The organism is Streptomyces sp. NPDC031111 (assembly GCF_055570675.1).
On the sequence record NZ_JBVIGS010000039.1, the window covers coordinates 22,203 to 34,704 of the forward strand.

The 12,502-nt window shown below is 67.5% G+C and carries 9 protein-coding genes; 1 reads left to right on the plus strand and 8 read right to left on the minus strand.

From position 1 onward, the window contains the following. Position 1: 1 nt before the first annotated feature. The 8 genes from ACZ470_RS39035 to ACZ470_RS39070 all read right to left on the minus strand — a co-directional run bounded on the left by ACZ470_RS39035 (position 2) and on the right by ACZ470_RS39070 (position 9,980). A complete protein-coding gene (locus tag ACZ470_RS39035) occupies positions 2–982 on the minus strand; it encodes an ABC transporter permease (RefSeq protein WP_468434715.1) in 981 nt (326 codons plus the stop codon). Beyond that, positions 975–1,898 carry an ABC transporter permease gene (locus tag ACZ470_RS39040; RefSeq protein WP_468434716.1) on the minus strand — a complete coding sequence of 308 codons (924 nt, stop codon included), beginning with the start codon at positions 1,896–1,898 and terminating at the stop codon, positions 975–977. Before ACZ470_RS39040 ends, ACZ470_RS39035 begins: the two co-directional genes overlap by 8 nt. A 6-nt stretch (positions 1,899–1,904) precedes the next feature. After that, positions 1,905–3,530, minus strand: a complete 1,626-nt coding sequence (locus ACZ470_RS39045) for a peptide ABC transporter substrate-binding protein (RefSeq protein WP_468434717.1) — start codon at positions 3,528–3,530, stop codon at positions 1,905–1,907. A 209-nt stretch (positions 3,531–3,739) separates the two neighbouring features. Then, a complete protein-coding gene (locus ACZ470_RS39050; protein WP_468434718.1) occupies positions 3,740–4,861 on the minus strand; it encodes an ABC transporter ATP-binding protein in 1,122 nt (373 codons plus the stop codon). 15 nt (positions 4,862–4,876) lie between these two features. Continuing rightward, positions 4,877–5,938: an ABC transporter ATP-binding protein gene (locus tag ACZ470_RS39055; RefSeq protein WP_468434719.1), complete on the minus strand. Its 1,062-nt coding sequence runs from the start codon at positions 5,936–5,938 to the stop codon at positions 4,877–4,879. Positions 5,939–5,948: 10 nt separating this feature from the next. Further along, on the minus strand, positions 5,949–6,926 hold the full coding sequence (locus ACZ470_RS39060; protein WP_468434720.1) for an ABC transporter permease: 978 nt from the start codon (positions 6,924–6,926) through the stop codon (positions 5,949–5,951). A gap of 104 nt (positions 6,927–7,030) precedes the next feature. After that, the gene (locus tag ACZ470_RS39065) at positions 7,031–8,833 is read right to left on the minus strand and encodes an ABC transporter substrate-binding protein (RefSeq protein ID WP_468434721.1); all 1,803 of its coding nucleotides are present in this window, start codon (positions 8,831–8,833) and stop codon (positions 7,031–7,033) included. A 100-nt stretch (positions 8,834–8,933) separates the two neighbouring features. Continuing rightward, entirely contained in the window at positions 8,934–9,980 is a 1,047-nt protein-coding gene (locus tag ACZ470_RS39070; protein ID WP_468434722.1) for an ABC transporter permease, read from the minus strand. A gap of 443 nt (positions 9,981–10,423) precedes the next feature. On the opposite strand from ACZ470_RS39070, the gene typA reads away from it, so the two are divergent. Continuing rightward, positions 10,424–12,331 (plus strand): translational GTPase TypA, encoded by a 1,908-nt coding sequence (gene typA / locus ACZ470_RS39075; protein WP_468434723.1) that lies wholly within the window; start codon positions 10,424–10,426, stop codon positions 12,329–12,331. Positions 12,332–12,502 lie beyond the last annotated feature (171 nt).

Genomic DNA, 12,502 nt, shown 5'->3' on the forward strand with positions numbered 1-12,502 from the left:
CTCACCTCAGTTTCGGGTCGAGGGCGTCGCGCACCGCGTCGCCGAGCATGATGAACGCCAGGACGGTGACCGCCAGCGCCCCGGAGGGCCACAGGAGCGCGTGCGGGGCGTTGCGGATGTACGGGGAGGCGGCGGAGATGTCGATGCCCCAGGAGACGCTGGGCGGCTTCAGACCGACGCCGAGGTAGGACAGGGTGGCCTCCAGGGCGATGTAGGTGCCGAGCGCGATGGTCGCGACGACGATGACGGGGGCGACGGCGTTGGGCGCGATGTGCCGCAGCACGAGCCGGGTGTTGGAGGCGCCGAGCGCCCGCGCGGCCTGGACGTAGTCGTTCTGCTTGGCGGTGATGACGGCTCCGCGGGCGATGCGGGAGATCTGCGGCCAGCCCAGGAGCACGATGAACCCGATGACGGGCCAGACGGTGTTGCTGGTGATGACGGACAGCAGCACCAGCCCGCCGAGGACGACCGGGATGGCGAAGAAGACGTCGGTGACCCGGGAGAGGACGGAGTCCCAGACACCGCCGAGGAAGCCCGCCAGGGCGCCCAGGACGCTTCCGACGACGGCGACGCCCAGGGTGGCGAGGACGCCGACCGCGACGGACGTACGGGCGCCGTAGACGGTGCGGGTGTAGACGTCGCAGCCCTGCCCGTTGAAGCCGAAGGGATGGCCGGACCGGGAGCCCTCCTGGGCCATGGACAGGTCGCAGCTGAGGGGGCTGCCGGAGGTGATCGCCGAGGGCCACAGGGAGATGAAGACCAGGAAGAGGATGACCAGGCCCGAGACGATGAAGACGGGGTTGCGGCGCAGGTCGCGCCAGGCGTCGGACCACAGGGAGCGGGGCCTGCCCCCCGGTCCGGGGCCGTCCGGGCCCTCCGGCCCCTTCTCCAGGGCCCCGGCCTCCTCGACGACCGGATTCATGGTGCCGCCGACGGCGGCCCCCGCGAGGGCGGGCTCGGGTTCGTAGTGCTGCTCAGGCATAGCGGATCCTCGGGTCCAGTACGGCGTAGAGGAGGTCGACGACGAGGTTGGCGACCAGGAAGACCAGCACGAGCACGGTGACGAAGCCGACGACGGTCTGCGTGTTCTGCCGGAGGATGCCCTGGTAGAGCTGGTAGCCGACGCCGTGGATGTTGAAGATCCGCTCGGTGACGATCGCGCCGCCCATGAGGAAGCCGATGTCGGCCCCGATGAAGGTGACGACGGGGATGAGGGAGTTGCGCAGCAGGTGCCGGACGACCACCCGGTGCCGGGGCAGGCCCTTGGCGACGGCGGTGCGGACGTAGTCGGAGCGCCGGTTCTCGGCGATGGAGGTGCGGGTCAGCCGGGTGACGTAGGCGAGGGAGACCGAGGCCAGCACCAGGCCGGGCAGGATCAGCTCGTCGAAGGGCGCCGCGGAGGAGACCGAGGGCCGGATCCACCCCCACTTCACGCCGAGCAGCAGCTGGAGCAGCAGGCCGGTGACGAAGGTGGGCACGGAGATCACGACGAGGGTGAACAGCAGGACCCCGGTGTCGACGGGTCGGCCCCGGCGCAGTCCGGTGACCACGCCGAGGGTGATGCCGATGACGATCTCGAAGAGGATCGCGATCAGGGTGAGCCGGATGGTGACGGGGAACGCCGTCGACATCAGCTCGGTGACCTCCTGGCCGTTGAAGGCCGTGCCGAAGTCCCCGGTGAAGACGTTCCCCATGTAGGTCAGGTACTGCCGCCAGACCGGCTGGTCGAGGCCGAACTCGTGCTTCAGCCGGGCGGCGGTCGCCGCGTCGCAGCGCCGTTCGCCGCACAGGCCGGCGACGGGGTCGCCCATCACGTTGACCATCAGGAAGATCAGCAGCGTGGCCCCGATGAACACCGGGATCATCTGGAGCAGCCGCCGGACGACGTAGCGTCCCATGGCCCGTCAGCTCACCTTGATCTGTTCGTACACGGGGACGCTGAAGGGGTTGAGCTTGACGTCGGACAGCCGCTCGGACCAGCCGGCGCTGCCGTTCTGGTACCAGAGCGGGATGGCCGCCATGTTGTCGCGCACGACCTCCTCGGCCTGCTGGAACAGGCTCACGGCCTTGGCGTTGTCGGTCTCCCGGTTGGCCCGGTCGACGAGGTCGTCGAACTGCTGGTTGGACCACTTGCCGTCGTTGGAGGAGGCGTTGGTGTAGTAGAGCGGCTGGAGGAAGTTCTGGATGAGCGGGTAGTCCATCTGCCAGCCGGCGCGGAAGGGGCCGCCCATCTTCCGCTCGGTGATCCGGCCGCGGAAGTCGGCGAAGGTGCCGACCGGTTCGGCGACACAGGCGCGCTCGTCGTCCAGCGCGTTGTTGATGGAGTTGCAGACGGCGTCGACCCATTCCCGGTGGGATCCGGTGTCCGCGTTGTAGGTGATCGTCACCTTGCCGCCGGGCAGCCCGCCGCCCTCCTCGATGAGCATCTTGGCCTCGTCGGGCAGGTACTGGCAGGCGTCGCCGCACAGGCCGTCCTGGAAGCCGCCGTCCTTGCCGAGGACGGGCGAGGTCCAGTCGGTGGCGGGGGTGCGGGTCTTCTGGAAGATCGTGTCGGTGATCTGCTCGCGGTTGATCGCCATCGACAGGCCCCGGCGGACCTTCTCCGAGCCGGCCTTGTTCCAGGCGTCGTCGTAGTACGGGAAGGCGAGGGTCTGGATGATGCCGGCGGGGGTGTTGAGGTAGCGGTCGCCGAGGTCGTTCCGGACGTTCTTCAGCTGGGCGGCGGGGACGTCGTCGACCAGGTCGAGGTTGCCGGCCAGCAGGTCGGTGTAGGCGGTGTTGTTGTCGGTGTAGACCTTGAGGTCGACGCCGCCGTTCACCGCCTTGTCGGGGCCGGGGTAGTCGTTCCACGCGCGCAGGGCCATCTGGGAGCCGCGGGTGTAGGAGTCGACCAGGTACGGGCCGTTGCCGACCGGCTTCTTCACCCAGGCGTCGTGGTCGTCGAAGAAGGCCCGGGGCAGTGGGGCGAAGGCGTTGTACCCGAGCGTGTCGGGGAAGGTCGAGAACTTCTGGGTGAGCTCGACGGTGAAGGTCCGTTCGTCGACCACCTTCAGCCCGGAGAGGGTGTCGGCGGTCTGCGCGCCGCCGTCCTCCGGGTGGACCTGGTCGTAGCCCTTGATGTAGCCGAAGAAGTACGAGTTGCGCTGGTTGTTCTTGAGGGCGGCGCCGTAGTTCCAGGCGTCGACGAAGGACTGGGCGGTGACCTTCTCGCCGTTGCTGAAGGTCCAGCCGTCCTTGACGGTGATGGTGAAGTTCTGCGAGTCGGAGGTCTCGATCCGCTCGGCGAGCATGTCCTCGGCCTCGCCGGTGACCGGGTCGTAGCGCTTCAGTCCCCGGAAGATCATGTCGAGGACCTTGCCGCCCTGGACCTCGTTGGTGTTGGCCGGCTCCAGCGGGTTCTGCGGGTCGCCCCAGGAGGCGCTCAGTACGCCACCGGCGTCGCCGGCACTGCTCTCGCCTCCGCAGGCCGTCGCGGCGAGGGTGACCGCCACCGCACAGGCGGCCCATCGTGCGTGCCTGGCTCCGCGCATGGGTGCCTCCTCGTACGTGCGCTGAGTACGTGCGCTGATCCTTTACGCCAATATCGGCACAAAGGGTGCATCACGCACATGTACGGCACCTGTACGGGGGTGACTCCAGCCGTATGCACGTATGGGACGCCCGAATGGGCAAACGGCTGCCGCCCGCCTCTCCGGGGAGGCGGGCGGCAGCCGTGACGTCCGACGGGTGTCGGTCGTCCTCAGTCCTTGTCGACGGAGGTCTCCTCCAGGGCCTTCAGCGCCGGGTCGAGGACGACGTCCTCGCCACGGGCCTCCGTGGTGGGCTCCTCCGGGAAGTGGCAGGCCGTCAGGTGACCCTCGCGGTTGCCGGAGATCTGCACCAGCGGCGGCTCCTCCGTGGCGCACTTGTCCTGCGCCTTCCAGCAGCGGGTGCGGAAGCGGCAGCCGGACGGCGGCATGATCGGGGAGGGCACGTCGCCGTAGAGGCGGATGCGCTCCCGGTCCTGCGCCTCGTCGTCCATGGCCACCTCGGGCACAGCCGACAGCAGGGCGTGGGTGTACGGGTGCCGGGGCCGGTTGTAGATGGAGTCCCGGTCGCCGACCTCGACCACCTTGCCGAGGTACATCACGGCCACGCGCTGCGAGAAGTGCCGGACCACCGCGAGGTCGTGGGCGATGAAGAGGAAGGCGATGCCCAGCTCTTCCTGGACCTTCTGGAGCAGGTTGACGACCTGCGCCTGGATCGACACGTCGAGCGCGGAGACCGGCTCGTCCGCGACGATCAGCTTCGGGTTGAGCGCGAGGGCACGGGCGACGCCGATGCGCTGGCGCTGGCCGCCGGAGAACTCGTGCGGGAAGCGGTTGTAGTGCTCGGGGTTGAGGCCGACGAGCTCGAGCAGCTCGCGGACCCTCTTCTCCCGGCCGCCCGCGGGGTTGATCCCGTTGACCTCCATCGGCGACTTGATGATGGTGCCGACGGTCTGCCGCGGGTTCAGCGAGGAGTACGGGTCCTGGAAGATCATCTGGATCTCGGACCGCACCGGCGCGAGCTGCCTGCGCGAGGCGTGCGTGATGTCGTGACCCGCGTACTCGATCTTTCCGCCGGTCGGCTCCAGGAGCCGGGTGATGAGCCGGCCGGTGGTCGACTTGCCGCAGCCCGACTCACCCACCAGGCCGACGCTCTCGCCGACGCCGACGGTCAGGTCGACGTTGTCGACGGCCTGCACGGCGCCGACCTTCCGCTTGATCGGAAAGCCGCCGTAGATCGGGAAGTGCTTGGTCAGGCCCTCCACCTTCAGCAGCGCCTCGGTGGACGCGCCGGTGGAGCCCTGCTGTGCGGGGAGGGTGAGGTTGTCGCTCATGTCTCGGATCTCTCCCTAGCGCAGCCGGGGCTGGATCGTGTCGAAGAATATGGTCTGCTTCTGCTCCGCCGTCAGGTGGCAGGCAGCGGCGCGGCCCTCGCCGAGCGGCGGGCGCTCGGTGCTGCACCGGTCGCCCCCGACCTCGCCGGTGAAGGCGCAGCGCGGGTGGAACGGACAGCCGGAGGGCGGGTTCAGCAGGCTGGGCGGCGATCCGGGGATCGGGTTGAGCGCCTGCGAGGTGTCGCCGCCGAGTCGCGGCATCGAGCTCAGCAGGCCCCAGGTGTACGGGTGCTTGGGCTCGCGCAGCACCTCACGGACGCTGCCGCGCTCCACGGCCCGGCCCGAGTACATCACCAGCAGGTCGTCGGCCATGTCGGAGATGACGCCGAGGTCGTGGGTGATGAAGATGATCGCGGAGCCGAACTCCTGCTGGAGGTCCTTGAGCAGGTCGAGGATCTGCGCCTGGACGGTCACGTCCAGGGCGGTGGTCGGCTCGTCGGCGATCAGCAGGTCGGGGTCGCAGACCAGCGCCATGGCGATCATGGCGCGCTGGCGCATACCGCCGGAGAACTGGTGCGGGTAGTCGTCCACACGGGTCTTGGGCTGCGGGATGCCGACCTTGGTCAGCATCTCGATCGCCCGCTCCCTGGCCTCCTTCTTGGAGGCGCCGGTGTGCTTCATGAACGGCTCGGCGATCTGCCGGCCCACCGTGTAGTACGGCGAGAGCGCCGTCAGCGGGTCCTGGAAGATCATCGCGACCTTGTTGCCGCGGAGCTTCTCCATCTCCTTCTCGGAGGCGGTGACCAGGTCCTGCCCCTCCAGGAGGATCTCGCCCTCGACGGTGCTGGACTTGGGGTTGTGCAGGCCGAGAACCGTCAGGTTGGTGACGGACTTGCCGGAGCCCGACTCACCCACGATGCCCAGGGTCCTGCCGCGCTCGACGTCGAAGGACAGCCCGTCGACCGCCTTGACGATGCCGTCCTCAGTGGAGAACCGCACCCGCAGGTCGCGGACCGAGAGGAAGGAATCCGGCCCGGTCGGGGCCTTCTCGCCTTCGGTCTTGGTCAGTGTGGTCACGGTGTTTCTCCTAGCTGAGCCGCACGCGCGGGTCGATGTATGCGTACGCGAGGTCGACGATGATGTTCAGGATCAGGATGAAGAAGGCCCCGAACAGCATGATGCCCATCGTCAGCGGCAGGTCCTTGGTCAGCGAGGAGTCGACGGCGAGCCGGCCGAGGCCGGGCAGGTCGAAGGTGAACTCCGTGACGACCGCGCCCGCCAGCAGCGCGCTGAGGTCGATGCCGAGGATGGTGACGATCGGGATGAGGGAGCCGCGCCAGGCGTAACGGAAGAAGACGTACCGCTGCGACATGCCCTTGGCGCGCGCGGTGCGGACGTGCTCCTCCTGGAGTTGCTCGATCATGGTCGAGCGCGACATACGCGTGTACTGGGCGGTGAAGATGGTGGCCATCACGACCCAGGGGATGAGCAGTCCGAGAGCCCAGGTGGCCGGGTTGTCGGTGAACGGGTGGTACTTCGGGTTTTCCATCAGACCGCTGCTGTAGACCAGGATGCCGAGGACGATCGGTCCGAGCAGGTAGATCTGGAACGAGCTGAGCACGATCGAGGCACCGGAGACGAGCTTGTCGATCACCGTGCCGCGCTTCCAGGCGGCGAGCAGACCGGAACCGAGGCCCAGGGTCAGGAAGATCACCAGACCGCCGACGGTCAGCGACAGCGTCAGCGGGAAGCGGTCGACGATGGAGTCCCAGACGAAGTTGCCGCTGTCGAAGGACACACCCAGGCACGGTGCGGAGCAGTGCCCCTGCGGGAAGTCCCGGCCGGCCACGATGCCCGACATGAACTCCCAGAACTGCGTGGTGATCGGCTTGTCCAGACCCAGGTTCTCCCGGATCACCGCGAGGTTCTCGGGCGAGCAGTTTCTGCCGCAGGACAGCGCAGCGAAGTCCTGTGGAACCGTATAGAACAGGAAGAACGTGAAGGCGCCGATCAGGAACATGATGACGACGGCGCCGATCAGCCTGCGGATGAGGAACTGAAGCATGGCGGGTGGATGCTCTCTTCGAAACGCGGCGGCAGGGAGGGGGAACCGTCCGCGGGGGTGCGCTCCGCCTGGCGCACACCCCCGCGGTCAGCCGAGCTGACGGCTTACGGCTGCTTCAGGTACAGGTCGTTGATGTCGATGTAGCTCGACTCGGTGCTGTACTTGGCGCCACCGATGTTCGATCCGTAGAGCTGGATCTGCTTCGAGTAGTAGACCGGGGCAGCCGGGTTGATCTCCTCCACGATGCGGCGGTGAGCCTGCTCCCAGGTCTTGGCGGCCTCCTCCGGCTCCTGCGTCAGGGCCTTCTGGATCAGCTCGTTGACCTGCTTGTCGTTGATGTGCGAGTAGTTCGACGCACCATCGGCGACCAGCTCACCGTCGTACACCGGGGTGATGACCGTGGACGCCGACGGCCAGTCCTGGCCCCAGCCGGTCATGTAGATGTCGTACGGGTTGTCCAGCTTGCCGACCTGCTCGTAGAAGCTGGCCCGGTCGATCTCCTTGGCCTGGACGTCGAAGCCGATCTTGCCCAGGGCGTCCTTGATGATGACCTGCTGGGCCTGGCCGCGCGGGGTGTTGGAGTAGGCGTAGGTGAGCTTCGTGCCCTCCTTGACACCCGCCTCCTTCAGCAGCTGCTTGGCCTTCTCGATGTCGCCGTTGGGCTTCTTCAGCTTGCCGAACGGGTCGTACGCCGGGTCGAAGTTCGGCAGGGTCGGGGCGAGCAGACCGCCGGCGACCTCACCGCCGTAGCGGCCACCGTCCGCCTGGACCATGGACTGGTTCGGGATGGCGTAGGTGATCGCGTCGCGGATCTTCTTGTCCTTGACGCGGTCCAGGTTGAAGGTGAGCTGCCACACGTAGGGCTGGTAGCCCTGGATGGTGCGCTTCTTGGCCTCCGCGTTGCCGATGACCGTGGAGAGCTGCGCCGGGTCGACCGAGTCCGTGAACTGGATGGCGTTCTTGGCCTCGCCCTGGTCGGCGATCAGACGCTTGGTCTGGCTGGGCTGGTCGATGGTCGAGGTGAAGTTGTAGCCGTCGACGTACTGGTGGCGCACCGAGTCCGTCTTCGGGTCCCACTGGTCGTTCTTGACCAGCTTCATCGACTTGCCCGGCTTGTACTCGGCGATCTTGTAGGGGCCGAGCGCCGCGGGGGCGTCGTCGTACTTCTCCTTCGTGTCCTGCTTCTCGGGCACGATGGCGTAGCCGGCCATGGCCAGGGCCTGCGGGAGGTCCGGACGCGGCTGGTTGAAGTGGAAGACGACCGTCTTGTCGTCCGGGGTCTCCAGCACGGAGTCCGGCAGGTGCTTGCCCTTGTAGGGGCCGTCCGGCAGCGCCTTGCGGTAGTCGTTGCCCGAGAGCCAGGACTGGACGTAGGTCGGGCCGTCGAAGATGACCTTGGAGTACTGGCGCTCGATGGTGTGGCGGACGTCGGCCGAGGTGATCTCGTTGCCGTCCTCGTCCTTGACGCCGTCCTTGAGCGTGTACGTCCAGGTCTTGCCGCCGTCGGAGGACTTGCCGGAGTCGGTGGCGATGTCACCGACGACCGTCAGGTTGCCCTTGTCGTCCTCCTGGAAGTTCGTCAGACCGCGGTGGATCAGGTTGGCGAACTGACCGGCGTCGCTGACGTAGATCTGACCCGGGTCCATGTGGGACAGGTCCGACTGCATGTAGACGTTGATGAAGCCGCCGGACTTGGCTCCGGAGATCTCCTCGGCCGGGCCGGTGGAGGCGGCGGCGTCACCGTAGGCGACAGGGTCCTGCTGCTCGGCGGCGTCCTTCTGCTGCTTGGAGTCGTCCTTGCCCTTGCTGCCGCCGCCGTTGTCGCCGGAGCAGCCGGTCAGTGCCAGCGAGCCGGCCACGATGGCCACGGCGATGGCGCGCGCGGTACGCGTTCTGATGGGCTTCATGATGCCGATGCACCTACCTGTCGTTAGTTGTCCACGAGTGCTGCCTGACGGTCCGGTCACCCGGCACGGGGGCGGCAGCTCCCCCACCACCAATGGACGTTTACCGTCCGGTCTTGGGGTCGAATGCGTCCCGGACGGAGTCTCCGAGAAGGTTGAAGGCGAGAACGAAGGTCACCAGCGCCGCGCCCGGGAAGAACATGAACATCGGGTCCTGCTCGTACACGTCGGCGCCGACGGCGAACATCCGGCCCCAGTCGGGGGTCGGCTCGACGAAGCCGACACCGATGAACGAGAGGAAGGCGATGGTGAGGATCGTGCTCGGGAGGATGTAGGTGGCCTGCACCAGGATCGGTGTGACGATGTTCGGCAGGATCTCCTTGCGCACGATGCGCCAGGGGGAAGCACCGGACACCTTGGCCGCCTCCACGAACTCCCTGTCCGCCAGCGACAGTACGGAACTGCGCACCAGACGGGCCAGGCCCATCCAGCCGAGGAACCACATCACCAGGATGATCGCCACGGCCCGCAGATAGGTGGGGGTCTCGTCCGCGGGAGAGACGAACATGGCGGTGACGACGGGCATGAAGGCAATGAAGAACAGCTGGCTCGGGAAGGCCAGGAAGAAGTCCGTGATCCGTCCCAGCCAGTAGTCCACCTTGCCGCCGAAGTACCCGCTGACCATACCGATGACCACGCCGGTCACCACGCACAGTGTGGTGACGACCACGGCCATGTACAGCGAGGTCCGCATGCCGTACAGCAGCATCGTGAACACGTCACGGCCGAGCTTGGGCTCGACACCGAACCAGAAGTCGCCCGACATGCCGCCGAAGGAACCGGTCGGCATGGCGAAATCGTCCAGAAGGAACGGATAGTCCGGCTCCTGGGCGTAGAGGGTGTACGGATTCTTGCCGTACACCTTCGCGATGAGCGGGGCGCAGGCGGCGACCACGAAGAAGAAAATCACCACACACGCGGAGACGACTCCGGTACGGTCGCGCTTGAAGCGCTGCCACATCAACTGGCCGGGGGAACGACCCTCGGGCTGCTTGACGCCCTTGGCGACCGCGTTTTCGGTGGTCGCCGCGAGCTCAGGGTCCAAGACAGCCGCGGACCCGGAGTCCTCGGCCTTGATTGGACTGGTCATCGTGTTCGTCCCCCGGGGGGTTGGAGAGTTGAGCGCAGCACAGATACCGGCAGGTTCTGTGGTTTGGGGGAACTTTCGCCAAGACAGTCAACGCGCGTCAAGGGCGGAAGACATAGGGATCTCCCTACCGTCCATATTTTGAGCGAAAATTGCAAAGATTGACACCTACGCGCGCTTGACACCTCGGGAGAGATACCGGCAATTCGGACAATTAGGTACAGCTTTTTGTTTACATGTCCGAAACGCGTTTCCGGGCACACCGATATCCGAACAGAGCTTCCCGGCTCTCACGAGCCCCAGGGGGCCCGAGGGCCGCGCGAGGGCGGACCTCGCGGCGGCCCCGTACCATGGGGTGAGGCCGAGGCGTGTTCAGCCCGGCAGGGCCCGCACACCACAGACGCTCGTGCGGGGCATTCCTCAGCACTCCCGGGAGTACGCCTTTTATGGCCACGCGCCACGACATCCGCAACGTCGCCATCGTCGCCCACGTCGACCACGGCAAGACCACCATCGTCGACGGCATGCTCAAGCAGGCCGGCGCCTTCGCCGCGCACCAGCTCGACCAGGTCGACGACCGCATGATGGACTCGAACGACCTGGAGCGTGAGAAGGGCATCACGATCCTCGCCAAGAACACGGCGGTGAAGTACCACCCCAAGGACGGCGGGGAGCCCATCACCATCAACATCATCGACACCCCCGGCCACGCCGACTTCGGTGGCGAGGTCGAGCGCGGTCTGTCGATGGTCGACGGCGTGGTGCTGCTGGTGGACGCCTCCGAGGGCCCGCTGCCGCAGACCCGCTTCGTGCTGCGCAAGGCGCTCCAGCAGCGGCTGCCGATCATCCTCTGCATCAACAAGACGGACCGTCCGGACGCCCGCATCGACGAGGTGGTCAACGAGACCTACGACCTCTTCCTCGACCTGGACGCCGACGAGGAGCAGATCGAGTTCCCGATCGTCTACGCCTGCGGCCGGGACGGCGTCGCCTCCCTGACCAAGCCGGACGACGGCACGGTCCCCGCCGACTCCGACTCGCTGGAGCCGTTCTTCTCCACGATCCTGGAGCACATCCCGGCGCCCACCTACGACACGGACGCCCCGCTCCAGGCCCACGTCACCAACCTCGACGCCGACAACTTCCTCGGCCGTATCGCCCTGCTCCGCGTCCACCAGGGCGAGCTGAAGAAGGGCCAGACGGTCGCCTGGATGAAGCGCGACGGGTCCGTCTCCAACGTGCGGATCTCCGAGCTGATGATGACCGAGGCGCTCACCCGCAAGCCCGCCGAGAAGGCCGGCCCCGGTGACATCTGCGCCGTCGCCGGTATCCCGGACATCATGATCGGCGAGACCCTGGCCGACCAGGAGAACCCGGTCCCGCTGCCGCTGATCACGGTGGACGAGCCCGCGATCTCCATGACGATCGGCACCAACACCTCCCCGCTGGTCGGCCGCGGCGCCACCGGCAAGGGCGCGGACAACAAGGCGGCCGTCAAGGACCGCAAGGTCACCGCCCGCCAGGTCAAGGACCGCCTGGACCGCGAGCTGATCGGCAACGTCTCGCTCCGCGTCCTGGACACCGACCGCCCCGACGCCTGGGAGGTGCAGGGCCGCGGCGAGCTGGCGCTGGCCATCCTGGTGGAGACCATGCGCCGCGAGGGCTACGAGCTCACCGTCGGCAAGCCCCAGGTGGTCACCAAGGAGGTCGACGGCAAGACCTACGAGCCGGTCGAGCGCATGACCATCGACGTCCCCGAGGAGCACATGGGCGCGGTCACGCAGCTCATGGGCGTCCGCAAGGGCCGGATGGACAACATGTCCAACCACGGCTCGGGCTGGGTGCGCATGGAGTTCGTGGTGCCCTCCCGCGGTCTGATCGGCTTCCGTACGGAGTTCCTGACCCAGACCCGCGGCACGGGCATCGCCCACTCCATCCACGAGGGCCACGAGCCCTGGTTCGGCACGCTCACCACCCGTAACAACGGCTCCCTGGTCGCCGACCGCTCCGGTGCCGTCACCGCGTTCGCGATGACCAACCTCCAGGAGCGCGGCGTGCTGTTCGTCGAGCCCGGCACCGAGGTGTACGAGGGCATGATCGTCGGTGAGAACTCCCGCTCCGACGACATGGACGTCAACATCACCAAGGAGAAGAAGCTCACCAACATGCGGTCGTCCACGGCCGATGTGACCGAGTCGATCGTGCCGCCGCGCAAGCTGTCGCTCGAGCAGTCCCTGGAGTTCTGCCGCGACGACGAGTGCGTGGAGGTCACCCCGGAGGCCGTGCGCATCCGCAAGGTGAACCTGGACGCCCGTGAGCGCGCCCGCGCCGCGAGCCGCGCCAAGCACGGCTGACCCCGCACGGCATACGGAAGCGGGGGGGGGGGGGGGGGGGGGGGGGGGGGGGGGGGGGGGGGGGGGGGGGGGGGGGGGGGGGGGGGGGGGGGGGGTGGGGGGGGGGGTGGGGGGGGGGGGGGGGGGGTAGGGGGGCAGCGGGAGCTGCTTGGTTCCGTGTTCAAGTTTGCG